Source organism: Azotobacter salinestris (assembly GCF_009363155.1).
Classification (GTDB): Bacteria; Pseudomonadota; Gammaproteobacteria; order Pseudomonadales; family Pseudomonadaceae; genus Azotobacter; species Azotobacter salinestris.
Genome location: NZ_CP045302.1, coordinates 271946 through 296232, shown reverse-complemented (window position 1 = coordinate 296232; position 24287 = coordinate 271946). Strand labels below are relative to the sequence as shown.

Below are 24287 nucleotides of genomic sequence, written 5' to 3'. Positions count from 1 at the left end.
TCACACCTTCGCCACCTGGGGCCGGCCCAGGAGTCCTTGCGGTCGGAAGATCAGGATCAGCACCAGCAGCGAGAAGCTGAACACATCCTTGTAGTCGGTGTTGACCATCCCGGAGAACTGCGCCTCGGCGACGCCGAGGATCAGACCGCCGAGCATGGCGCCGGGCAGCGAGCCGATGCCGCCGAGCACCGCGGCGGTGAACGCCTTGATGCCGATGACGAAGCCGGCGTAGAAGTCGAAGGTGCCGTAGTTCAGAGTGATCAGCAGGCCGGCCAGCGCGGCCATGGCGGCGCCGATGACGAACACCCAGGAGATCACCCGGTCGGTGTCGATGCCGAGGATCTGCGCCATCTTGCGATCCTGCTGGGTGGCGCGGCACATGCGCCCGAGCCGGGTGCAGTGGATCACCCAGGTCAGCGCGGCCATGCCGGCGAAGGCGGCGACCAGGATGAACACCTTGGTGTAGCTGATCTGCAGGAAGCCCTCGCCGATCGGGAAGCGGAAGGCGCCGTCGAGCAGGGTCGGTATGCCCTGCTGGCGCGCGCCCTGGCTGAGCTGCACGTAGTTCTGCAGGATCAGCGAGATGCCGATGGCGCTGATCAAGGGCGCCAGGCGCGTGGAGTTGCGCAGCGGCCGATAGGCGATGCGCTCGATCGTCCAGCCGTACAGGCCGGTGACGCAGACCGTGAACAAGAGCGTGCCGAAGATCAGCAGCGGAAAGGATTCGAGGCCGAAGAACGCCAGCAGGGCCAGGCCGATGGCCGAGAGGTAGGCGCTGATCATGTACACCTCGCCGTGGGCGAAGTTGATCATGCCGATGATCCCGTAAACCATGGTGTAGCCGATGGCGATCAAACCGTAGACCGACCCGAGGGTCAGCCCGTTGACCAGTTGTTGCAGGAAGATGCCGTCCATGCGTAAGTCTCGTCTATGGGCGGTTCATGAAGGGTTCTGCTGCGCAGCCAAGCCCCTGCAGGAGCGGGCCGAAGCGGCAGGGGGGGATAACGGCGCAGCCTTATCCACCACTACGGCTCAGGTGGAAAACCGCTGCGCGGGTTTTCCACCGGGTGGCCATCCACCCTGCCCGGCCTGGGCGACGCGTTACCGCTGGTGATACTTGCCTTGGTCGTCCCACTCGTAGATGACGTAGTCGCTGACCTTCAGGTCGCCCTTGTCATCCCATTCCTTGGTGCCCATCACGGTCGCCACCGGATGGCTCTTCAGCCACTGGCTGGCTTTCTCCGCGTCGGTCCCGCCGGTGGCGTTGAAGGCCGCGGCCAGCGCCTGCAGCGAAGCGTAGGCGTACAGAGTGTAGCCTTCCGGCTCGTAGCCGCCGGCACGCAGCTTCTCGACCAGCGCCTGGCCCTCGGGGATCTTGCGCGGATCGGCGCCGAAGGTCATGAAGGCGCCCTTGACGTACTGCGGGCCGCCGGCGGTGGTGACCAGCTCGTCGGTGACCACGCCGTCGCCGGAGACGAAGGCGGCGGTCAGGCCCTGCTCGCGCATCTGCCGCAGCAGCGGGCCGGCCTCGGTGTGCAGGCCGCCGAAGTAGACCACATCGACGTTGGCGCCGCGCAGCTTGGTGACCAGCGCGTTGAAGTCCTTCTCGCCGCGGGTCAGGCCCTCGTAGAGCACCGCGGCGATGCCGCGCTTGCTCAGCTGGGCGCGGGCGGAGTCGGCGATGCCCTGGCCGTAGGTGTCCTTGTCGTGGATGACCGCCACCCGCTTGCCCTTCAGGGTGTCGACGATGAAGTCGGCGGCGACCTGGCCCTGCTGGTCGTCGCGGCCGCACATGCGGAACATGCCGGTCAGGCCGCGCTCGGTGACCTGCGGATTGGTCGAGCCGGGGGTGATGGCGAGGATGCCCGCCTCGTCGTACACCTCGGAGGCCGGAATGGTCGAGGAGGAGCAGAAGTGGCCGATCACCGCGGCGACCTTGTCCTGGTCGACCAGCCGGTTGGCCACAGCCACGGCCTGCTTTGGCTCGCAGGCGTCGTCGCCCTTGATCAGCTTGACCGGCTCGCCGTTGATCCCGCCGGTGGCATTGATGTCGGCTGCCGCTTGGCTGGCGCCACGCCAGTACTGTTCGCCGAAGGCGGCATTGGGACCGGTATGCGGGCCGGCGATGCCGATCAGCACGTCGGCCTGGGCCGCGGAGGACAGGCCCAGCGCGGCCGAGACCGCGAAAGCCAGGATGCCTTTTCTCACCATCGTCATGAAGTGAAGCTCCTTGTTATTGGAGGTATTGGGGAGTGACCTTTCGTTTCAGCGAGACCTACCGTCTCTGCCTCCGGGCCCCGGGTTGGCCTCTGGGGAAGTCCGGAAAGGGGGCGCGAGCATGCCCGAACGCACGCTGCCGCCAGGTGGGCAAACGCGCCAAAAGGCACACTCGCATCATGGGTATGCGAGTCGCGGGCCGAGTTTAAACAATGACTTACGAGGCGTCGACGGCGCATCGTCGGCGGTCATCGGCGGCGCCGCCCCTCTTCATAGCCCCATGCCAGCATAGCCTCCAGCAGCGCGCGCAGCACGCCGCGGGTCGGTCCGGCGAGATCCTCGCGGTAGCGGAAGGGCTCCTGCTCCTCCATGTAGCGGCACTGGACCAGCTCCAGTTGCACCGCGTGGATGCCCTCCTCCGGCCGTCCGTAGTGGCGGGTGATGTAGCCGCCCTTGAAGCGCCCGTCGAGCACCCGGCTGTAGCCCTCGGCCTCTGCGCACACGACCATCAGCCGTTCGGCCAGGCGCGGATCGCAACTGGCACCCGAATTGGTGCCCAGGTTGAGGTCGGGCAGGCGGCCCTCGAACAGCCAGGGCACCACGGCACGGATCGAATGGGCGTCGAACAGGAGCGCGTAGCCGAACTCCGCCCTCAGGCGCGCCAGCTCGTCCGCCAGGGTCTGGTGATAGGGCCGCCAGACGCGTTGCAGGTACTCGGCGCGCTGCGCGGGGCTGGGCTCCCTGCCCGGCTGAAACAGCGGCTGGCCGTCGAGAAAGGTCGCGGGGAACAGCCCGGTGGTCGGCGTGGCGTACAGCGGCGCATCGTCCGGGGGACGGTTGAGATCCACCACGTAGCGCGAATAACGCCCCACCAGCAGGCTCGCGCCCAGCCCGGCGGCGAAATCGTAGAGCCGCGGCAGGTGCCAGTCGGTGTCCGGCAGGCTGCGAGCAGCCGGCACCAGGGCGGCCTCGACCTCGGGCGTAAGAAGGGTGCCGGCGTGGGGAATGCTGATCAGCAGCGGCACCCGACCGCGGCTGAACTCCAGGACTTCATCCATGGCTGACTTCCTTTCCGTGAAAGACGATCCGCCGGGACAGCTCGCCGCCCAGCCAGTAGGCCAGCTCGGCCGGGCGGTGAATGTCCCAGGCGACGAAATCGGCGTACTTGCCCGGCTCCAGGCTGCCGTGGGCGTCCGCCAGGCCGAGGGCGCGGGCCGCGTGCAGGGTGACGCCGGCCAGGGCCTCCTCCGCGGTCAGGCCGAAGGAGGTGCAGGCCATGGCCAGCATCAGGCGCAGCGACAGCACCGGCGCGGTGCCGGGGTTGAGGTCGCTGGCCAGGGCCATGGGCACGCCGTGGCGACGCAGCGCCTCGACCGGCGGCCGGCGGCTCTCGTCGAGCAGATAGAAGGCCGCCGGCAGCAGCACGGCGACCGTACCCGCCTCCGCCAGGGCGGCGATGTCCGCCTCGCCGGCATATTCCAGGTGATCGGCGGACAGCGCCCGGTGGCGCGCCGCGACCCGGGTGCCGCCCAGCGCGGAAAGCTGCTCGGCGTGCAGCTTGACAGGCAGACCCAGGGCCTCTGCGGCCCGGAACAGCCGCTCGACCTGCGCCGGCGAGAAGGCCAGGTGCTCGCAGTAGGCGTCCACCGCATCCACCAGGCCCTCGCCGGCCAGCGCCGGGAGCAACTCGTCGCAGACATGCTCGATGTAGTCGTCGGCACGCCCGGTGTATTCCGGCGGCACGGCATGGGCGGCCAGGCAGGTGGTGCGCACCGTCAGCGGCAGGCGCTCGCCGAGCAGGCGGGCGACGCGCAGCTGCTTGCGCTCGCCGGCCAGATCCAGGCCGTAGCCGGACTTCACCTCCAGGCAGGTCACCCCGTCGCGCAGCAACTGGCGGGCGCGGCGCAACGCGCAGTCCAGCAACTGCTCCTCGCTGGCCGCGCGGGTAGCACGCACCGTGCTGGCGATGCCGCCGCCGTGGGCGGCGATCTCGGCGTAGCTGGCGCCTTCCAGGCGCAGCTCGAACTCGGCGCTGCGCTCGCCGGCGAACACCAGGTGGGTGTGGCAGTCGATCAGCCCCGGCGTGACCCAGGCGCCGCCCAGGTCGATGGCTTCGCAGTCGCCGGGCGGCAATGCGTCGCGCGGGCCGATCCAGGCGATCCGCTCGCCGCGGGCAAGGATCGCGGCATCCTCGATCACCGAGTAATGGCCGCCGGCCATGGTGGCGACGTGACAGTGGAACCAGCAGCGGGTGTCGGTCATTACCCTTGCCCCCTCAAGCGGTCATGCATGAACTTCTCCTTCCCCATGCCGGGGAGAAGGATCGGGGAAAGAAAGATCGGCCGATATCTGGCCCCACTCTCCCGCCCCAACCGGAGAGAGACGGAAGCGGGAGCACGGCGATGCCCTCCGTCATCAGGAATCCCCCAGCATCGGCAAGTTCAACCCCTGCTCGCGGGCGCAGGCGATGGCTTCCGGGTAGCCGGCATCGGCGTGGCGCATCACCCCGCTGGCCGGGTCGTTGTGCAGGACGCGGGCAATCCGCACCGCGGCCTCGTCGCTGCCGTCGCAGACGATGGCCACCCCGGCATGCTGCGAGTAGCCCATGCCGACGCCGCCGCCATGGTGCAGGGACACCCAGGTGGCGCCGCTCGCCGTGTTCAGCAGGGCGTTGAGCAGCGGCCAGTCGGACACCGCGTCCGAACCGTCACGCATGGCCTCGGTCTCGCGGTTGGGGCTGGCCACCGAGCCGGAATCGAGATGGTCGCGGCCGATGACCACCGGCGCCTTGAGCTCGCCGCATCTGACCATCTCGTTGAAGGCCAGCCCGAGCCTGGCGCGCTGGCCGAGGCCGACCCAGCAGATCCGCGCCGGCAGCCCCTGGAAGCGGATGCGCTCGCGGGCCATGTCCAGCCAGCGGTGCAGGTGCGGATCGTCGGGGATCAGCTCCTTGACCCTGGCGTCGGTGCGATGGATGTCCTCGGCCTCGCCCGACAGCGCTACCCAGCGGAACGGGCCGATGCCCCTGCAGAACAGCGGGCGAATGTAGGCCGGCACGAAACCGGGGAAGTCGAAGGCGTTCTCCACCCCTTCGTCCCGGGCCATCTGGCGGATGTTGTTGCCGTAGTCGAACACCGGCACGCCCTGCCCGTGGAAGGCCAGCATGGCGCGCACGTGCTCGGCCATCGACTGCTTGGCCGCCTTGACGGTCGCGGCCGGCTCGCGCTCGGCGCGCTCGCGGTACTCGGCCCAGCTCCAGCCCCTCGGCAGGTAGCCGTTGAGCGGATCGTGGGCGCTGGTCTGGTCGGTGACCAGGTCCGGGCGCACGCCGCGGCGCACCAGCTCCGGCAGGATGTCCGCGGCATTGGCGCAGAGGCCGACCGACACCGCCCGTCCTTCGCCGGTGTAGCGGGCGATACGCGCCAGGGCGTCGTCCAGGTCGCGGGCCTGCTCGTCCAGGTAGCCGGTCTTCAGGCGGAAATCGATGCGGCTCTGCTGGCACTCGACCAGCAACGCACAGGCCCCGGCCAGGGTCGCCGCCAGCGGCTGCGCGCCGCCCATGCCGCCCAGGCCCGCGCTGAGCAGCCAGCGCCCGCGCAGGTCGCCGCCATAGTGCTGGCGGCCGGCCTCGACGAAGGTCTCAAAGGTGCCCTGGACGATGCCCTGGCTGCCGATGTAGATCCAGCTGCCGGCGGTCATCTGCCCGTACATGGCCAGGCCCCGGGCGTCCAGCTCGTGGAACTGCTCCCAGGTGGCCCAGTGCGGCACCAGATTGGAGTTGGCGATCAGCACCCGCGGCGCGTCGCGCTGGGTGCGGAACACCCCCACCGGCTTGCCCGACTGGATCAGCAGGGTCTCGTCCTCCGCCAGGTTCTTCAGGCACTCGACGATCCTGTCGAAACACTCCCAGTTGCGCGCCGCCCGACCGATGCCCCCGTAGACCACCAGTTCCCTGGGGTTCTCCGCCACCTCCGGGTCGAGGTTGTTCATCAAGAGACGCAGCGGCGCCTCGCAGAGCCAGCTCCTGGCGTTCAGGGCCGTGCCGCGGGGAGCACGGATCTCGACGTCGCGGTACCTGTGGAAGGACTCGCTCATGGGAACATCCTCACGCCTGGAGTGCAGGAGCATGCGATCGGCCGCGGTGGCGGGCCTTTCGAATCGCGCCTGCACGCATGGGTCTGCCTTCAAGCATAGCCGCCAGGGCCGGGCGCAGCCGAAGCGGCGCGCCAGGCCCTGCAAGGCATCGAAGATGTACGCAGGCTGTGGATGGGGGATGGGCGGGGAATGCGGGTAGCGGCGCCAGGCAGAGCGCACGGAAAATCTGTGCCGACCTCTGGCCATACTCGCCTCCAGACAAGGCTTCTCGTCGCGGAGAGCCAGACCTCCGTTGAGACAAGGAAGCTGCGGTCCAAAGCAGGTCCAACCGAGCGATTGGCATCAGCTCGATATTAATCCGGCAATACGAAAGCACAAATAAGGCTCATACCAGTATCGGCATATATCCTTGATTTTCAAGGAGAAACCAAAATACAGAAAGTGCCCTATTGTATTGCCGGATTAATATAAAACCCCGGGCACTCCCGGGGTTCATGGTTCCATCAGGAGTTGACGACGGAAGAGTGCTTCTCATGCAGATACAGAAGCTCGCAATACATCCGTTCGGCATCCCCCGCATCGACAAGTTTCCGGTCCACCAGCGCGGCAATATAGCCATAAAGCCAGGTGGCGGCATCGCGATGCATTTTCCCCATAAGTGCCGGCCGATCTTTTGGCGGGATCTTCATCTTGTCCCAGTTGATTATCGAGATGCCTTGCAGGCTATGCAGACGCATGTTGAAGCTTGAGGAGCGGGCAGCCAAGTCGTTGAGTGTCATTCCTTTATTCCCCTTGTCATTTCCCTGGACATGCAGCGGAACGCGTTAAAAAGCGTAGACGACGATCTATCCCGGTGATTGCTCCGTTTCGCACCACAGGCAAGAGCGATAGTTGTCGCATGTCACGGAGGCTCCAAAAGAGTATCTATCTGCCAGCCTTTTCAGGCGTGACTTTTCCTGCCCGTCCGGCACACCACCTCGCACACAGCGCTCCAGGGCGTTCCCGGCTTTACGCAGCAACCAGGAATTCCCTCCTTCCTCAAGAGCTTATGAGCGCCACCGGCCTTGCCGGACTGAACGGCAGAGTCCATGGAGCGTTTTCGGCTACGGACACTTCAATCTTTGTCACTGGCAGAGCAGACCGCTGCAAAACATGCTGTCCTTTTTCAGGATTCTTTATCTCATTGCGAATCCGGCACCCTGTATCCAGGGTTATAGCCCTGCTCTTCCGTCCAGGGTGAGCATGCACTCCTCACGGACAGACAAGGGCAACTCCCCAATTGTCAGAGCGGCCGCCGAACTCCAGAAGGCGAGCATTGGTATCTGTATTGCAGTTGACATCCTTCCCTGCACTAAAAGTACGAGGTATGTCGTGCCTGTCGATCAGGCCAGTACACAACAGTTGCCTGTCCCCAACCAGACATTCGGCGCCGGGAGAACCATCGGCAGCCGTTCGAAGAGATCCCACAGGATAACGCCACAGGTTCGCAAGCCGTTTCCTGCATTCCAGTTCGCATTTTCCCGCGAGTCTCTCGCACCCCATCTGTCAGGGCCGGCAACACGGCCGGGATAGTCGATGGCACGCAGGCGAGCGGGACTACGCTGCCTCGACAAGCCGGTGGTCTTCGCGCAGCTCCACGCGCGCACCAGCCGCGGCGTGCTGATCCAGAGCCGGCCTACCGCCCTGCCGCTCATCGCCCGAGGAGAGAGTTGCCGGTCATGGCCTGGACCACCGAAGGGCACCTCTAAAAACCAGCCCGGCCGCCGGGTAAGATCATCCGCCTGTTGATCACCCGGAGCCTGCTGATGTTCAGTCTTTTTGCCGACCAGGAGCGTGAAGCCAAGCTGGACAGCTTGGGCGACCCACTGGCCCTACTGAACAAGCATGTGGACTTTGCATCCTTGGCCGCCGAAATCGACCGCTGGGCTCCCAGGCCCAGTAGGGCCAAGGGCGGCCGGCCGCCTTATCCAACGGAGCAGATGACGCGACTGCTGGTACTCCAGCAACTGTTCAACCTGTCCGACGAGCAGATGGAGTTCCAGTTGCTCGACCGCATGAGCTTCCAGCGTTTTGCCGGTCTCAAGCACGCCGGCCGAGTGCCGGATCGCAACACGATCTGGCTCTTTCGCGAGCGCCTGGTCAAGGCCAATGTCGAGCACCAGATCTTTGCCGAGGTGCAGCGTCAGTTGCAGGCACACGGATTCCGGGCTCGCAAAGGGCAGATCATCGATGCCAGCATCGTTCGCGCGCCCATCCAGCACAACACAGCCGATGAGCAGGCCGTGGTGAAGGAGCAGGCTGTGCCGGTGGAGTGGTCACCCGCCCAGCGCCGACAAAAGGATGTCGAGGCGCGCTGGACGAAGAAGCACGGCAAATCGTACTTCGGCTACAAGCTGTCGGTCAGCGTGGATCGTCGGCACAAGCTGATCCGCGGCGTGCGGGTGAGCGATGCCAGCGAGGCCGATACCCTGCACCTGGTGGATGTGCTCGACCGAAACAACAGCAGCCGTGACTTCTGGGCGGATCGCGGTTATCACGACAAGCCCAGAGAGCGCTGGCTCAAGCTGATCGGCTGGCGACCGCATATCCAGCGCAAGGGCCAGGCCGGCAAGCCTATCGGAGAGCCGGGCAAGGCCCGGAACAAACGCATTGCCAGCCCCCGGGCCAGGGTCGAGCATGTATTTGCCAGCCTCGCCCAGATGGGCGGCAAGAGGGTCCGGAGCATTGGCTTGGTCCGGGCGGAGTTCGGTTTGGTGGTCAAATCGGCGGTCTACAACCTCAAGCGGATGTCGAGACTGCTGGAAATGGCCTGAGTCAGGTCGCCGGTTGCATACCGCGACCGGCAGCAGGATCTTCTGCGAGACATCAACCCGGTCAACGGATGCCAAGCGCTGGGTTCGTCACTGCTCGACCTAGCTCAGGTGGGTGTTTTTAGAGGTGCCCCGAAAGAGCCATACCTGCTTGCAACACCTCGGCGCGAATACAGATCCCGGACAATCGCTCCCTGAAAGAATCATTGAATTCCAGCAGCCTCCACTTTTCATATTACCGACTCATATTGTCAAAACGCCTGGCAAGTTCTATAAGAAGTCTTGGCAGGCATGCCACGGAACACCGGGCAGCCTGGAATGTCCATTTCAATAGACATCCCCTGAACACAACCTTCGACATTGCCGGCATTGCTGTTATCTTTAAAAACAGAGAGACCGACACAGAAGCCAGGAGCGAATTGGATATCGGGAAGGAACGCTTGCAGTATCAGCAATAGCCATCGCCATGGATGGCCTCTTTCCCAGAGAGGTACTCCTATGTCCAACATGCCGAACCTTGAGCATAGCGGCACTGCCCGCATGCATGCCAGCGATCTCGTGCGTCACGCCCGTGACAACAAACGTGTCGCCCGGGAACTCGACCATCTTCATCTGCATGACCTGGCAAATGAGTTGCGAGGATTTGCCGACAATCAGCTACGCATGGCCAGAATGTGGCTGCCACGCCGGCGCAACGGATATTCCGGCGGGCCCTGGCAACTGCTTCGGCTGATGGAAAGACATTCAAGGCAAACTTCCCGCAGGCCGGAAAGCTGATGCATGACAGCATGCCTGTAGTGCACCGGACAACAACCTGGAAAACCGATCACGACTCCTGAAACTGTCTTGTGATTGCACTCCCGTCGAGTCAGGACAGTTTCGGCAATTGAAAACATGGCTATCCGCTCACCGTCCCGCCTTCGATAACCCGGCCGATGCATCATGAGCTATATCGGCCGGATCATGGACTTCAAGAGGTGATACTCCATGCGCCGGCGCTGTAATCGGCGCCGGCAGGGCAGAACTTATATAATTGTTTCACTTATTGCATTGGTATCGATAATACCCAGCAGCATTATCGCCATCATACTTTGCCACTAGGGTTTGTCTGAAAAGTCGGCACGTAAGCATTTTTCGATGCAGGCCAGCGTGACCATGGCCTTGAAACTGCTGGCCAGCTTGTCATAACGGGTGCAAAGACGGCGCTTTTCCTTGAGCCAACTGAACAGTCGTTCAATGGCGTTGCGCTTTTGGTACTGCGGTCTGTCAAATAGGCGAGGCAAGCCCGGTCGAGGCTTACGGTGCATCTTGCGTAAGGGAATGATGGGCTTCATGCCATACCGGTCGCAGTATTGGCGCAGGCTTTCGCTGTCGTAGCCTTTGTCAGCCAGTACATACCGGCAGCGCTTGCGCGGACGACCCTGGCTGCCAGGCAGGCTGATCTGCTCAAGCAAGGGCATGAAATAGCGCGAGTCGGCGTCCTGCCCGGGTGAAAGCATCACTGCCAGCGGATACCCGTTGCTGTCACAGGCCAGATGAAGCTTGGTGGTCAGCCCACCACGGCTTCGGCCGAGACATTGGTGCTGCGGCTCTTGCAGGCCCCTTTTTTTCTCGCACCGCTGGCGGCTCTGGTGGCCCGAATCGACGTTGAGTCGACCATCCAGGTATCCAGGTCGATAAAGCCGTCCTCACGCAGACGCAGATGCAGATGCCGCAGCACCTGCTCGAAGGTGCCGTTGTCACGCCACAGCCTGAAGCGCTGATATACCGTCTTCCAGGGGCCATAACGCTCGGGAAGATCGCGCCACTTGGCCCCTGAGCACAGAATCCAGAAGATGCCGTTGAGCATCTGGCGGTCATCTCGCCGGGGGCGGCCCATGCGTTGAGGGGGAGAAACGATGGCTTCGATCATCGCCCAGCGCTGGGCAGAAATCTCGTAACGGCCTGACATGGCTGCGCTCGGAACAACGGAGGCGGCATTTTAGCCAAATCGACTTTTCAGACAAACCCTAATCGCGACAGCGGTCTGAGCGTCTTTCGGGATTGTCTCTGCGCCAGGTACTTCCCGCTTCGGGAGTGTGGAAGCGGGAATGCATCGGCACATGAATCAGGCCCGTGATGCGTCCGCAGGCATCGACCAGTCGAATGGTCACGTATTGGCGTTGTTGCATGGCGTTTCTCCTTCGGCCAGCCGCCGCATGAACCCCTGCTGCGAGCCTCAGCCGATACGTCTTCCAGATGATCCCGCCCAAGCCATCTCTTCTGTTATTCGGCTCTTTTTCGCGCCGATCGTTCTCTCCTGCCCGATCATTCCATGGACTTTCCGCGCGGACAGCCTGCAACGAGCCGCCTTGGCCGATCATGCGGCAAAATATCCCCGCATTTCCGACGCCTCGCCGCCAGTTGACGCCGTGGTTCGGCAATCGCTTACTGTCAATATGCCAAATGCTGCCCACAGCGCCGCCATTAGACGAAACCTAATGAAGACTCGCCTGCTCCTCGCACTGCTCCTGCTGCTCGCCTCGCTCCAGGACATACCGGCCTTTGCCGAAGACCCTCCCCTCCCGGCAGACGTTTTCCAAAGCGGCCCGATCGGCCTTCACACCAGCTATCTGATGGAGACGGGCGGCAGGCTGAGCCTGGAGCAGGCTGTCGCCGCCCTTGCCCAGGGCGCCTTCAGAGCTGTCGGCAGCCCGGTGCCGAATTTCGGCATCGCCTCGGCTCCCGTGTGGCTCCACCTCGTCGTGAACAACCCGACGACTCAGCCGCTGGAGCGCCAGTTGCACATCAAGACCCCTTGGCTAGACCGGGTGGAGGTGCATTTCCGCCACACCGGAACGCCCCAAGCCAGCCATCTGGTCGCCGACCGCCAGGCATTCGGGCAGCATCCTGGCGACAACCGTTTCCTCGTGCTCGAGCATGCCTTCGAGCCCGGTCTCAACGAACTCTTCATCCGCGTGGAGAAGCCCGACCCCATGGTCGTTCCGCTCTATCTGCTGACGAAGGACGAGGCGCGCGCCCGGGAACGCCTTCAGGACTACAGCTACGGCTTCTTCTACGGCTTCCTGTTCGCCCTGCTGGCCTACAACTTCATGCTCTATGCCGGTCTGCGGGATGCGACCTACCTGCTCTACTCCCTGTATCTCGGCGCCTTCCTGTTGATGAATGGCGCCTATACCGGCCATGGTTTCCAGTGGCTCTGGCCCGACTCCAGAGTTTGGGCGCAATGGTCCAATCCGCTGCTGGTGCTGCTCTACGGGAGCAGCGGGTTGATTTTTGCCCTGCGCTTTCTGGACATCCGCCGGCATTTCCCGCGTCTCCACCAGGTCGTGCTCGGCTATCTGGGCATTTTCGGCCTGATGATGCTGCTCGCCATCCTGGCCGGCAGCCGGAAATACGCCCTGATGCTCGCCTTCGTGTTCGTTCTCCTGTTCTCGCTCATCATGCTGGCGCTTGGCACGATCTCCATGCGCTCCGGGCAGAGGCCGGCAAAATACTTCCTGCTGGCCGCCATCGCCGCGATGCTCGGCGCGGCCATCAGTACGCTGGCAGTCTGGGGCCGCATCCCGACCAATGAGTGGACCTATCGCGCAGCCGACATCGGCATGATGCTGGACGCCACCCTGCTGGCCCTGGCCCTCACCTACCGCTTCCGCGTCAGCCAGGCCGAGAAGCTGCGCGCCGAGCAGTTGGCGACGCTCGACCCCCTGACCGGAATCGCCAACCGGCGGGCCTTCTACGACCGGGCGCTGCCGCTGTGGAACCGGGCTCAGCAGGAAGGGCTGGAACTGTCGCTCATCCTCCTGGACATCGATCATTTCAAGTCGATCAACGATACCCATGGCCATGCCTGCGGAGATACGGTACTGGTTGCCACAGCCAGGATCCTCGAAGTGGCCATCCGGCAGCAGGACGTACTGGCCAGATGGGGTGGCGAGGAATTCATCCTGCTCCTGCCGGAAACCAGTCTGGGCGAGGCTGCCCGCCTGGCCGAGCGCCTGCGTTGCGCATTGGAAGGTTTCCGTCTGCAGCATGGCGGCAAGGACATCTCCATCACCGCGAGCTTCGGCATCGCTCAGCGGAAAGCCGGCCAGCCCGATCTGGACCGCCTTGTCTCCGAGGCGGACGACCTTCTCTACCGCTCGAAGGAAATGGGCCGGAACAGGGTCAGCTTCGCCTGAAGCGTCTCAGCTGGAAATATCGCGCAGGTAGTCGAGCACTTCCTGCGAGCTGATCTTGAGAAAGACGAACGAGACGGCATGGAACACGACGATCGAGAAGATGACGCTCAGGTAGACGCTCAGGGTCGTGCCGAACAGGAAGCCGATGCCCGCCAGCAGCCCGATATGCGAAGCGACGAAGGCCGCCCCGACCAGGGTGCCAAGGAAAGTGGCCGCCCCGTATGACAGCAGTACGGAGAGCAGCAGGCCGATGATCGCGACGAGCCGCCGCCTGGGATCCTTCACCAGCCAGGCGACCCGGACGATCAACAGCGGTGCGGCGATGAAGGAAGCGAGTACCTTCACCGGGTGACTGACGATCCGCCGGCACATCTCGCCGAGTCGCCCCTTCTCGTTGGCGGCATCCCTGGCCAAGGCGGAAAGCCCGCTTCCCAATACCTCACCGGCAGCTCTTCCGAACATCGGCATTCCCCGTCGCGGCGCAAGGCCGCATGGCTTCGGACATCAATCGGCGCAATGGTAGCGCACGACACGAAATCAGGCCTGACGCTGTTCCTCTAGTCCATATATGGACTATATTTGCATTTATAAACCATATCAGGACAGCACGGAGCTTGCCCATGGAACCCCATACCCGCACCGCCCCGACCGGTCGCACCGGCGTCGATACGCCCCAGGCCGGGCGCGTGGCGCTGAAGTTCTTCTTCCATCTCGCCGAACTCTGGGGGCTGACCCCGGAAGAGCAGATGGTGCTCCTCGGCGGCATCGGCCGCTCCACCTACTTCAACTACCGCAAGCTCCCCGAGGTCCGACTGGGCCGCGACCTGCTGGAGCGGATCTCCCACCTGATGGGCATCCACAAGTCGCTGCGTATCCTGTTCGGCGACTCGCCTTCCACCTACGACTGGGTCAAGCGCCCGAACCGGGCCGCCCCCTTCAACGGCGACTCGGCGCTGCAGCGGATGCTGGCCGGGTCGCTGGTCGACCTGTCGGACGTCAACCGCTATCTGGCGGCACAGCGGGGCTAGGGCATGCATGAGGTCACCCCTGCCTGGCAGGCACATCGGCTGATCGCCAGCCACTTCCCGCCCATCGGCGTGTTCGAGGACACCCTGGACCCCGCCGACCTGGAAATCGCCTTCGAGATCGAGGCATTGACCAACGACCGCCTGCGCGAGGAGGCCGGCGAGATCCATCTGGTCGCAGCCGAGGACCGGATCTCCGGGCCCGGCTCGAGCCCGGTCATGGCGGCCTTCACCCACATCGGCAACCAGAGCCGCTTCACCGACGGCAGCTACGGCGTCTACTACGCGGCCAACAGCCTCGAAGCGGCCATCGCGGAAACCCAGTTCCACCGCGCACGTTTCCTCGCCGCCACGCAGCAGCCCAGTCTGGAACTGACCATGCGCTGCTACCTGAGCCAGATCGTCCGGCCGCTGCTGGACATCCGCGCCGGCGACCCTGCCCTCTACAACCCCGATCCCGGCCACTACGGCCCGGCCCAGGCCTTCGCCGCCCGGCTGCGCCTGGAAGGCAGCTGGGGCCTGCTCTACGACAGCGTGCGCCGCCCGGGCGCCGAATGCGTGGCGCTGTTCCGCCCGCCGGCAACCAGCATCCCGATGCAGGGCAAGCACCTGCGCTATGTCTGGGATGGCCAGCAGCAGGCCTTTACCCACGTGCTGGAAGTGTCGGAAATTCGTTGAGCCGTCCCGGCTGCCCCCCGCTTCTGCCGCACGGCCCTGCCAGAAGGAGTGCCGACACCTTCTCCACCCCCTGCGGCAGATCCGCTTTCCGACCGATCCCCCCAGCAATCCCCCTGATTGCCTGCGAGTCGCTGGCATGCGGTCAGGGGATTGGCTTGAAATACTTGTCCCTTCCTTTATTTCCGATTTCAGGAAAGAAACCAGGGATAGTGCCCTTCCCGCTACAGCCAGCCCAGACGCGCCTGTCTGCCTGCTTGTCTTCACAAGCGGACATACGGCACAGCCGGCCAAGGTAAAATTTGCTCCTTATTTTCCGATTTTGGAAAAATAACACCGATACCAAGCCCACCCTGGCGACGTCTCGCGACAGTTCCATCCAGCTCTCGGGCCTGATGGCCTCATACGCCCTCCCTGTCGAGTCCCTCGGTTCGACGAGCGCCTGGCATCGACGGCCCTCTCCTGCCAACAGAAGAACGGATCTTGCGGATCGCGCCTGAAGGCAGGACGCCCTTAACGTCATGAAACGCTCTGGAGCGCGGGTTTCATGACATTACCGGTACAGGCATGGCAGCCGTTGCGAGCCGGTGATTGCCGATCGTCGGAATGCCTGTAAAAAAGAGTTTTTCGGGCCTTTTTTGATGGAACCTTCACGAAAAGTGGAGCAATATGAATCCAGCTGAGGGATCAGCACCATCGTGTGACAAAGCCCACTGCTGTTTTGGTGGGCTTTTTCTTGCCCGCCGTTTTTTCCCTTCTTTTCCGGACTCTTCGGCATCGGACAAACCGCCCTTCCCTGCCTTCTGCACCGATCTTTCGAGCCCCCTCGCCCCACGACCGTCCAGGCATTTCGAGACATGCCCGGCAAGCCGGCGACGTCCGGCTCCTCCATCATTTCCGATTTAGGTAAATGGCACCGAATGGCCGGCCTGCTCCGCGCCGATCCGCCGCCCCCACGCCGGGAACGCCTTCGACAAGACCCGGGCTTTCTGCCTATCTATATGGAGAAGCCCCTTTGCAGGAGGCCGCCATGCCTTCCACCCTGCTTTTGCGCCCCGGCCAACTCACCCTGGATGACCTGCGCGACCTCTACTGGAATCAGGCCGGGATCGACCTCGATCCGGCCTGCCGGGCCGAAGTCGAGGCCAGCGCCCGCAGCGTCGCAGCGATCCTCGCCAGCCAGCGCACCGTGTACGGCATCAACACCGGCTTCGGCCTGCTGGCGCGCACCTCGATCCCGGGCGGGTCGCTGGCCACCCTGCAGCGCAACCTGGTGCTCTCCCACTGCACCGGCACCGGGCCGTTGCTGGACGACGCCAGCGCCGGGCTGATCCTGGCGCTGAAGATCGCCTCCCTGGCGCGCGGCTATTCGGGGGTCCGCTGGACGGTGATCGAGGCGCTGCTCCGGCTCTACCAGGCCCGGGTCTATCCGTGCATCCCCTCCCAGGGCTCGGTGGGCGCTTCCGGCGACCTGGCGCCGCTGGCCCATCTGGCGGCGACGCTGCTCGGGGTCGGCCAGGTGCGCCACGAGGGCCGGCTGCTGGAGGCGACCGAGGGACTGGCCCTCGCCGGTCTCGAGCCCCTGACGCTCGGGCCCAAGGAAGGCCTGGCGCTGCTCAACGGCACCCAGGTGTCCACCGCCCTGGCGCTGCGCGGGCTGTTCGCCGCGGAACGGCTGTTCGGCGCCGCGGTGGTCGCCGGCAGCCTGAGCGTCGAGGCGCTTAAGGGCTCCTTCGTACCCTTCGATGCCCGCATCCAGACGGTACGCGGCCAGCCGGGGCAGATCGCGGTGGCCGCGCTCTACCGCGAGCTGCTCCACGACAGCGCCATCAACCGCTCCCACGCCCGGTGCAAGCGGGTCCAGGACCCCTACTCGCTGCGCTGCCAGCCACAGGTGATGGGCGCCTGCCTGGATCACCTGCGCTTCGCCGCCGGAGTGTTCCTGCGCGAGGCCAACGCGGTGTCGGACAACCCGCTGGTGTTCGCCGGCGACGCCGAGGTGCTGTCCGGCGGCAACTTCCACGCCGAGCCGGTGGCCATGGCCGCCGATGTGCTGGCCCTGGCCATCGCCGAGATCGGCGCCCTCTCCGAACGGCGCACCGCCCTGCTGGTCGACCCGGCGCTGTCCGGCCTGCCGGCCTTCCTGGTCAGGGACGGCGGACTGAATTCCGGCTTCATGATCGCTCAGGTCACGGCGGCATCGCTGGCCTCGGAGAACAAGAGCCTGGCCCATCCGGCCTCGGTGGACAGCCTGCCGACCTCGGCCGGCCAGGAGGACCACGTGTCCATGGCCACCTTCGCCGCCCGCCGCCTGCAGGACATGGCCGGCAACGCCGCGGCAGTGGTGGGCATCGAGCTCCTGGCCGCCGCCCAGGGCGTGGACTTCCATGCGCCGCTGTCCAGCTCGCCGCAACTGGGCGAGGTGATGGCGCTGATCCGCAGCCGGGTGGCGCATTACGAAGAAGACCGCTACTTCGCCCCGGACATCGCCACCGCGCGGGCCTGGGTCGAAGGCGGCGCCTTCGAGCGCTGGGTGCCCTGCACCCGCCTCTACCTCTGAGCGCAGGCGCCGCCATGACCACCGTCCTGTTCGCCGAACGCGCCCTGCTGGCGGGGGGCTGGGCGCGCAACGTGCGCTTGCAGATCGATGGCGCCGGCCGGATCGAGCGGATCGAGCCCGACGCCGGCGCCGCGGGTGCCGAGCGCCTGCACGGGCCCGTTCTGCCCGGCATGCCCAACCTGCACTCGCACGCCTTCCAGCGCGCCATGGCCGGGCTCGCCGAGGTGGCCGGCGGCTTCGAAGACAGCTTCTGGTCGTGGCGCGAACAGATGTACCGGCTGGTCGCCCGGCTCGTTCCCGAGCAGCTGGAAACCATCGCCCGCCAGCTCTACATCGAGCTGCTCAAGGCCGGCTACAGCAGCGTCGCCGAATTCCACTACCTGCACCACGACCTGCATGGCCGGCCCTACGCCGATCGCACCGAGCTGTCCCTGCGCCTCGCCCGCGCCGCCCGCGAGGCCGGCATCGGCCTGACCCTGGTGCCGGTGCTCTACAGCCATTCCGGCTTCGGTGGCCAGCCGCCGGGGGCGGCGCAGCGGCGCTTCATCCTCGATGCAGACGGCTACCTCGATCTCCTGGCACGCCTGCGCCCGGCACTGAGACGAAGCGGACAGCCCCTGGCGCTGGGCTTCCACTCCCTGCGCGCCGTCACGCCCGAACAGATCGCCCGGGTGCTGGAGGACTCGCCCATCGACGGCCCGATCCACCTGCACATCGCCGAGCAGCAGAAGGAAGTCGACGACTGCCTGACCTGGAGCGGCCGCCGCCCCCTGCAGTGGCTGTTCGAGCACTGCCCGGTGGACCAGCGCTGGTGCCTGGTGCACGCCACCCAGGCGCAGCCGGGCGAGCTGGCCCACCTGGCCGCAAGCGGCGCGGTCGCCGGCCTATGCCCCACGACCGAGGCCAATCTCGGCGACGGCCTGTTCCCGGCCAGCGACTACCTGGCCCATGGCGGGCGCCTCGGCGTCGGCTCGGACAGCCAGGTATCGGTCAGCGTGGTCGAGGAACTGCGCTGGCTGGAATACGGCCAGCGCCTGCGCGACCGCCGCCGCAACCGCCTCGCCCGCCCCGGGCAGCCGGCGGTCGGCGCCGTGCTCTACCAGGCGGCCCTGAGCGGTGGCGCCCAGGCCCTCGGGCAGCCGGTGGGCGCGCTGGAGGTGGGCCGGCGCGCCGATCTGCTGGTGCTGGACGGCGACGATCCCTACCTGGCGAGCGCCGAAGGCGATCTGCTGCTCAACCGCTGGCTGTTCGCCGGCAGCGACCGCCAGGTGCGCGACCTGATGGTCGCCGGCCGCTGGGTGGTGCGCGAAGGCCACCACGCGGACGAGGAGCGCACCGCCCGCGCCTTCGCCAGGGTGCTGGCAACGCTCTCGGCAACGCCCTGAGCGCCGGCAGGCGGATGATTTCGCCCTCGCCAGCGATTCGGGTTGCGAACCACCCCGGTATTCGGATTGGATAGCCGCGCAGAGCCGATGGCCTGGCTCGTCATTTCATTCCTCAAGGAGCTCCCCCATGTCGTCGATGCAGGAAGCGCAGCACGCAATCCAACAGGACCTGTGGCTGGAAACGCCCGACGGGCGTGTCTTCGCCCGCGTCTGGACGCCGGCCGTGGCAATTCACGAAGAGCCGCAAAGCCCGATCGTGCTGTTCCACGACTCCCTCGGCTGCGTGGAGCTGTGGCGCGGCTTTCCCGCGCGACTGTGCGCCAGCACCGGCAGGAAGGTGATCGCCTACGACCGGCTCGGCTTCGGCCGCTCCGATCCGCGCCGCGACCGACCGACGTTCGCGTTCATCGCCGAAGAGGCCGAGCGCCATTTCCCGGCGGTCCGCAAGCAGCTCGCCATCCAGCGCTTCGTCGCCTTCGGCCACAGCGTCGGCGGCGGCATGGCCGTCCACTGCGCAAGCAGGTTCGCCGATGCCTGCGAAGCCCTGATCACCGAGTCCGCCCAGGCCTTCGTCGAGGACCGGACCCTGGCGGGTCTTCGGGAGGCCAAGGCGCTGTTCGGGCAAGAAGACCAGTTTGCCCGGCTCGGGAAATACCACGGCGACAAGGCCCGCTGGGTGCTCGACGCCTGGCTCGACACCTGGCTTTCGCCGACGTTCGCCTCCTGGTCCCTGGCCCCCGTCCTGCCCGGGGTCGGCTGCCCGCTGCTCGCCATTCACGGGCTCGACGACGAATACGGCTCGCCCCGGCATCCCGAACTCATCGCGCAACTGGCCGGCGGCCCCGCGCGCACCGAGGTGCTGGCCGATACCCGCCATGTCCCGCACCGCGAACGGGAGCAGGTCGTTCTGGAGCTGGTCGACGGCTTCCTGCGCGCAGAGCGGCAAGCTGGCTCCTGATCCAGATTGCCCCCATGGCGCCAGCACGCCATCTCCCCCGCTACGGCCGGACATGCAAACCTTCGCTCGTCCGGCCGCTCGCTGGCGGACATGGATAGAAAAATGAAATCAGCCCGAAAAGTTCAATCGATTAGTCAAAATGCCCTTCGCATCGTAAGGTTGCACCCATCAAAAGTTCTTCACCCCCATCGAGGAGTCGAAACCCATGTTGGACGCCAGCCTTAAGACCCAGCTGCAAGCCTATCTGGAAAGGGTCACCCTGCCCTTCGAGATCGTCGCTACCCTCGACGAGGGTGCCAAATCCCAGGAGATGCTCGGCCTGCTGCAGGACATCCAGGGCCTGTGCGACAAGATCACCCTGCGCACCGACGGCAAGGACGCGCGCGTCCCGTCCTTCGCCCTGGAGCGTCCGGGTGCGGACATCTCCCTGCGCTTCGCCGGCATCCCCATGGGCCACGAATTCACCTCCCTGGTGCTGGCCCTGCTGCAGGTCGGCGGCTACCCGTCCAAGGCCAGCGAGGAGGCCATCGCCCAGATCAAGGCCCTCGACGGCGAATACCGCTTCGAAACCTACTTCTCGCTGTCCTGCCAGAACTGCCCGGACATCGTCCAGGCGCTGAACCTGATGGCGGTGCTCAACCCCAGGATCAGCCACGTCGCCATCGACGGCGCGCTGTTCCAGGACGAGGTCGAGAAGCGCCAGATCATGGCGGTGCCGACCATCTACCTGAACGGCGAGCTGTTCGGCCAGGGCCGCATGGAGCTCGAGCAGATCCTCGCCAAGCTCGACACCGGCGCCAGCGCCCGCGAGGCCGAGAAGCTCAACGCCAGGGAAGCCTTCGACGTGCTGGTGGTCGGCGGCGGACCGGCCGGCGCCTCGGCGGCCATCTACGCAGCGCGCAAGGGCATCCGCACCGGCGTGGTGGCCGAGCGCTTCGGCGGCCAGGTGCTGGACACCATGGACATCGAGAACTTCATCTCCGTACCGGAGACCGAAGGTCCGAAACTCGCCCGCGCCCTGGAAGAGCACGTCCGCCAGTACGAGGTCGACATCATGAACCTGCAGCGCGCGGTCAAGCTGGTGCCGGCCGCCGCCAAGGGCGGTCTGCACGAGGTGCGGTTCGAGTCCGGCGCCTCGCTCAAGGCCAAGGCCGTGATCCTCGCCACCGGCGCCCGCTACCGCGCCCTCGGCGTGCCCGGCGAGCAGGAATACCGCACCAGGGGCGTGGCCTACTGCCCGCACTGCGACGGCCCGCTGTTCAAGGGCAAGCGCGTGGCGGTGATCGGCGGCGGCAACTCCGGCGTCGAGGCGGCCATCGACCTGGCCGGCATCGTCGCCCACGTCACCCTGCTGACCCACGGCGAGGCGCTGCGCGCCGACGCGGTGCTGCAGCGCAAGCTGCACAGCCTGCCGAACGTCACCGTGCTGCTCAACGCGCCGATCGCCGAAGTGGTCGGCGACGGCCAGAAGGTCAACGGCCTGGTCTACAAGGACCGCGCCAGCGGCGAGGCGCATCGCGTCGAACTGGAAGGCGTGTTCGTGCAGATCGGTCTGCTGCCGAACAGCGAGTGGCTGAAAGGCACCGTCGAGCTCAGCGAGCGCGGCGAGGTCATCACCGACGCCCACGGCAGCACCACGGTTCCCGGCGTGTTCGCCGCCGGCGACGTCACCACGGTGCCCTACAAGCAGATCGTCATCGCCGTGGGCGAAGGCGCCAAGGCTTCGCTGGGCGCCTTCGACCACCTGATCCGCACCTCGGCCCCGGCCTGACGGCCGGCCCTCGAGGACTCGGGAAAAAGAAAAACCGCCTGCCTCACGGCAGGCGGTTTTTTCATGCCCGGCGATTCTGCACGCCAGGGCGGGCTGGACAGGCTGCAAGGACAAGGCGCTCTGTTCCGCTGAATGCCCGACGGCCGGCTACGGCTCGGTTGCCCGCTTTTGGCGGGCACCGCCCTCGCCCTCACACCTCGCAGGCCCGGCTCTCCAGCGCCACCGGCATGGAGGGCAGCGGTTTGCCGAAGCGATGGAGCATCGCGCCGCCCAGCAGCAGCCCGCCCACCGCCAGCAATCCGCCGACGGTGCCGACGCTCGCCAGCCCCAGCTGGCTGCTCACCGCACCGCCCAGCAGGGCGCCGCCGCCGATGCCGATGTTGTAGATACCCGAATGCAGCGCCATCGCCACATCGGTGGCGTCCGGGGCCAGGGCCATGACCCTGGACTGCTGCACCATCCCGAAGCACATGATGGCGATCCCCCAGGCCAGGCTCAGCGTGCCGAGCGTCCAGGCGTCCCCGGCCAGCGGTAACAGCAGCAGCATGCACAGCGCCATACCCGCGAGGGCCATGAGCAGCAAGCCGTTCGGGGTCCGGTTGTAGAAGTGGCTGAACACCAGGGAGCCGATGATGCCGGCGCCGCCGAAGAGCAGCAGCAGGATGGTCGTCGCCTCGCCGGTCAGGTGCGCGACGGCCTCGGCGAAAGGCTCGATATAGCTGTAGGCGGTGAAATGCGCGGTGATCGCCAGGGCGGTCAGCATGTAGCAGCCGACCAGGACCGGGCGCTTGAACAGCACCGGCAGGCTGCGCAGCGAACCCGAGTTCTGGCTGGGCAGCGGCGGCAGCGTCCGGGCCAGACACACCAGGACCAGCGTGGCGATCACGCCGATCGCCGCGAAGGTCGTGCGCCAGCCGAGCATTTCACCCACCACGCGGCCCAGCGGAATGCCCAGCACCATGGCCAGGGAGGTGCCGGTCGCCAGCAGGCCAAGGGCTTGCGTCTGTTTGCCCGCCGGCGCCACGCGCACCACCAGGGAGGCGGTGATCGCCCAGAATACGGCATGCGCCAAGGCGACGCCGATCCGGCTCAGCAACAGGACGCCGAAGCTGGAGGACAGCGCCGACAGGACATGGCTGGCGACGAACAGGGCGAACACGAACATCAGCAGCCGGCGCCGATCGATGTTGCGCGTCAGCAGCATCATCGGCAGCGACGCGAGGGTGACCACCCAGGCGTAGATCGTCAGCATCAGGCCGACCTTGTCGGTGGGCAGTTCGAAACTGCCGCCGATGGCACTCAGCAAAGCGACGGGAACGAATTCGGTGGTGTTGAAAATGAAGCCTGCCAGGGCCAGCGCAACCACGCTCAGCCAACTGCCGGCCGGGGCATTCGGGGGTGTGTTCATTTAACGACGTACACCTTCAAAAGGGAGGCGACAGGGGCCGTCCGCCGGGCATGGAAAGCACACACCAGGCGCCTGTTCGCGAAATAGGGACACACCCCCACACCGAAACGCTCACACGCAGAAGCCCGCCACCCAAGGCTCGAAGCCAGGGCGCAGCGACAGAGCGCGCAGCGAGGGGATTTATTATGGGTATGGGGGGAGACAGCCAGACGAAGCCGATTCTAGGGTGCCGCCTGCCTGTACCACAACAGGCCTGCCAGGGGCCTTTTCAGCAACCTGACGGCCGGTATGTCGATGGGCTCGGAAGCCCGCTCCTTCCATCGTTTGGCGGGTCGAAACCGGCTCGGGCTCCTTGATTACCAACCTCTATCGGTGATCGTGAGTCATGGATTCGCACCTTGCGGTTGGCTATTACAGAGCAATATCACTCAGCCGGGTCGCTTCTCGAAGTTCCCGAAGACCCGGCACAGCCGCTCGTCGTCACAGGCTGCCTCCAATAGGTGCTCGAAGACTGCTTTTCGACCTTTCTTTACCTTACCGGACGGCCTGACACGACATAGAGCGATCTGACCGGAGTCGATCCGATCAATGATTTCCAAGTGCGGAAGCTGCCTCATCCTTCACTGAAGGAAATCCCAATGAGAAAGATGATTCTATCGTTTGGCCTTCTCTTGAACTCACTCACGGTAATGGCTGCAGACATGTCCAACGGCGCGAACAACTTTTACACCAGCGACAAGGTATCCGTGCAGAAGATCACCTTTGACAACCAGTACAAGATGAATGTACCAGCGGCACGGTACATCAACTGGATGCCAATACCGATCCGATCCAGCGCGAGTTCCATGATTTCTACCGTACCCCCCGAGGCGAATACACCCCCGAAGGCCAGTCGCCCGAGCTCACCACGCACCCGACGCTGACCAGCAACGTCAAATTCATGAACTTCTATCCCTTTGCGGACATCGAGACGATTTCGCCCCGGCCCATGCTGTTTGTCACCGGCGAAAACGCCCACTCCCGGGAGTTCGGCGAGGAGGCCTACAAGCTCGCCGGCGAGCCCAGGGAACTGCTGGTGATTCCGAGCGCCGGCCATGTGGATCTTTATGACCGCGTCAACCTGATCCCCTTCGACAAACTTGTCACCTTCTTCCGTAACAACCTGAAGTAACCCGGCTATCCGTGTTTGCACGGGTCGCTCG

Annotated in this window: 20 protein-coding genes and 1 pseudogene; 10 read left to right on the top strand and 11 right to left on the bottom strand. The window is 65.3% G+C overall.

Annotated elements, in window-relative coordinates:
- From GCU53_RS01505 to GCU53_RS01480, 6 genes are all read right to left on the bottom strand, one after another.
- Positions 1-915 carry an ABC transporter permease subunit gene (locus tag GCU53_RS01505; protein ID WP_152386044.1) on the bottom strand — a complete coding sequence of 305 codons (915 nt, stop codon included), beginning with the start codon at positions 913-915 and terminating at the stop codon, positions 1-3.
- 186 nt (positions 916-1101) lie between these two features.
- A complete protein-coding gene (locus tag GCU53_RS01500; RefSeq protein ID WP_152386043.1) occupies positions 1102-2217 on the bottom strand; it encodes a branched-chain amino acid ABC transporter substrate-binding protein in 1116 nt (371 codons plus the stop codon).
- Positions 2218-2465: 248 nt separating this feature from the next.
- On the bottom strand, positions 2466-3275 hold the full coding sequence (gene hutG / locus GCU53_RS01495) for an N-formylglutamate deformylase (RefSeq protein ID WP_152386042.1): 810 nt from the start codon (positions 3273-3275) through the stop codon (positions 2466-2468).
- On the bottom strand, positions 3268-4479 hold the full coding sequence (hutI, locus tag GCU53_RS01490; protein ID WP_152386041.1) for an imidazolonepropionase: 1212 nt from the start codon (positions 4477-4479) through the stop codon (positions 3268-3270). Before hutI ends, hutG begins: the two co-directional genes overlap by 8 nt.
- 153 nt (positions 4480-4632) lie before the next feature.
- Positions 4633-6312, bottom strand: a complete 1680-nt coding sequence (hutU, locus tag GCU53_RS01485; RefSeq protein ID WP_152386040.1) for a urocanate hydratase — start codon at positions 6310-6312, stop codon at positions 4633-4635.
- Positions 6313-6815: 503 nt separating this feature from the next.
- Positions 6816-7091 (bottom strand): hypothetical protein, encoded by a 276-nt coding sequence (locus tag GCU53_RS01480; protein ID WP_152386039.1) that lies wholly within the window; start codon positions 7089-7091, stop codon positions 6816-6818.
- A gap of 1005 nt (positions 7092-8096) precedes the next feature.
- Here GCU53_RS01480 and GCU53_RS01475 point away from each other — a divergent pair.
- The gene (locus GCU53_RS01475; RefSeq protein WP_425278158.1) at positions 8097-9125 is read left to right on the top strand and encodes an IS5 family transposase; all 1029 of its coding nucleotides are present in this window, start codon (positions 8097-8099) and stop codon (positions 9123-9125) included.
- Between the two features lie 248 nt (positions 9126-9373).
- On the opposite strand, the gene GCU53_RS01470 is transcribed toward GCU53_RS01475, so the two are convergent.
- A complete protein-coding gene (locus tag GCU53_RS01470; RefSeq protein ID WP_152386038.1) occupies positions 9374-9577 on the bottom strand; it encodes a hypothetical protein in 204 nt (67 codons plus the stop codon).
- 43 nt (positions 9578-9620) lie between these two features.
- Here GCU53_RS01470 and GCU53_RS01465 point away from each other — a divergent pair, with 43 nt between their 5' ends.
- Positions 9621-9899 (top strand): hypothetical protein, encoded by a 279-nt coding sequence (locus GCU53_RS01465; RefSeq protein WP_152386037.1) that lies wholly within the window; start codon positions 9621-9623, stop codon positions 9897-9899.
- A 320-nt stretch (positions 9900-10219) separates the two neighbouring features.
- On the opposite strand, the gene GCU53_RS26440 is transcribed toward GCU53_RS01465, so the two are convergent.
- On the bottom strand, positions 10220-10720 hold the full coding sequence (locus GCU53_RS26440; RefSeq protein ID WP_244307155.1) for an IS5 family transposase: 501 nt from the start codon (positions 10718-10720) through the stop codon (positions 10220-10222).
- Positions 10672-11073 (bottom strand): IS5 family transposase, encoded by a 402-nt coding sequence (locus tag GCU53_RS26435; RefSeq protein ID WP_152388120.1) that lies wholly within the window; start codon positions 11071-11073, stop codon positions 10672-10674. The genes GCU53_RS26440 and GCU53_RS26435 overlap by 49 nt, the downstream gene beginning before the upstream one ends.
- 151 nt (positions 11074-11224) lie before the next feature.
- Between GCU53_RS26435 and GCU53_RS01450 the strand changes: the two genes are divergently transcribed.
- Positions 11225-13303, top strand: coding sequence for a sensor domain-containing diguanylate cyclase (locus GCU53_RS01450; RefSeq protein ID WP_208845423.1), 2079 nt, complete (start codon positions 11225-11227; stop codon positions 13301-13303).
- Between the two features lie 6 nt (positions 13304-13309).
- Here the strand turns inward: GCU53_RS01450 and GCU53_RS01445 are convergent, their stop codons facing one another.
- Complete coding sequence (locus tag GCU53_RS01445) at positions 13310-13765, bottom strand: hypothetical protein (protein WP_152386033.1); 456 nt, start codon at positions 13763-13765, stop codon at positions 13310-13312.
- A gap of 158 nt (positions 13766-13923) precedes the next feature.
- On the opposite strand from GCU53_RS01445, the gene GCU53_RS01440 reads away from it, so the two are divergent.
- The 6 genes from GCU53_RS01440 (at position 13924) to ahpF (ending at position 21677) form a co-directional block, all read left to right on the top strand.
- Complete coding sequence (locus GCU53_RS01440) at positions 13924-14331, top strand: MbcA/ParS/Xre antitoxin family protein (RefSeq protein WP_244307000.1); 408 nt, start codon at positions 13924-13926, stop codon at positions 14329-14331.
- A 3-nt stretch (positions 14332-14334) separates the two neighbouring features.
- Entirely contained in the window at positions 14335-15006 is a 672-nt protein-coding gene (locus GCU53_RS01435) for an RES family NAD+ phosphorylase (RefSeq protein ID WP_152386032.1), read from the top strand.
- Positions 15007-16033: 1027 nt separating this feature from the next.
- The gene (hutH, locus tag GCU53_RS01430) at positions 16034-17563 is read left to right on the top strand and encodes a histidine ammonia-lyase (RefSeq protein ID WP_152386031.1); all 1530 of its coding nucleotides are present in this window, start codon (positions 16034-16036) and stop codon (positions 17561-17563) included.
- 14 nt (positions 17564-17577) lie between these two features.
- Positions 17578-18948: a formimidoylglutamate deiminase gene (locus GCU53_RS01425; RefSeq protein WP_152386030.1), complete on the top strand. Its 1371-nt coding sequence runs from the start codon at positions 17578-17580 to the stop codon at positions 18946-18948.
- 127 nt (positions 18949-19075) lie between these two features.
- Positions 19076-19906 carry an alpha/beta fold hydrolase gene (locus GCU53_RS01420; protein ID WP_152386029.1) on the top strand — a complete coding sequence of 277 codons (831 nt, stop codon included), beginning with the start codon at positions 19076-19078 and terminating at the stop codon, positions 19904-19906.
- A gap of 205 nt (positions 19907-20111) precedes the next feature.
- On the top strand, positions 20112-21677 hold the full coding sequence (gene ahpF / locus GCU53_RS01415; protein ID WP_152386028.1) for an alkyl hydroperoxide reductase subunit F: 1566 nt from the start codon (positions 20112-20114) through the stop codon (positions 21675-21677).
- Between the two features lie 190 nt (positions 21678-21867).
- Here the strand turns inward: ahpF and GCU53_RS01410 are convergent, their stop codons facing one another.
- Positions 21868-23085, bottom strand: coding sequence for a sugar transporter (locus GCU53_RS01410; protein ID WP_152386027.1), 1218 nt, complete (start codon positions 23083-23085; stop codon positions 21868-21870).
- A gap of 787 nt (positions 23086-23872) precedes the next feature.
- Between GCU53_RS01410 and GCU53_RS01405 the strand changes: the two are divergent.
- A pseudogene (locus GCU53_RS01405) lies at positions 23873-24256 on the top strand (alpha/beta hydrolase); the annotation flags it as partial.
- Positions 24257-24287 lie beyond the last annotated feature (31 nt).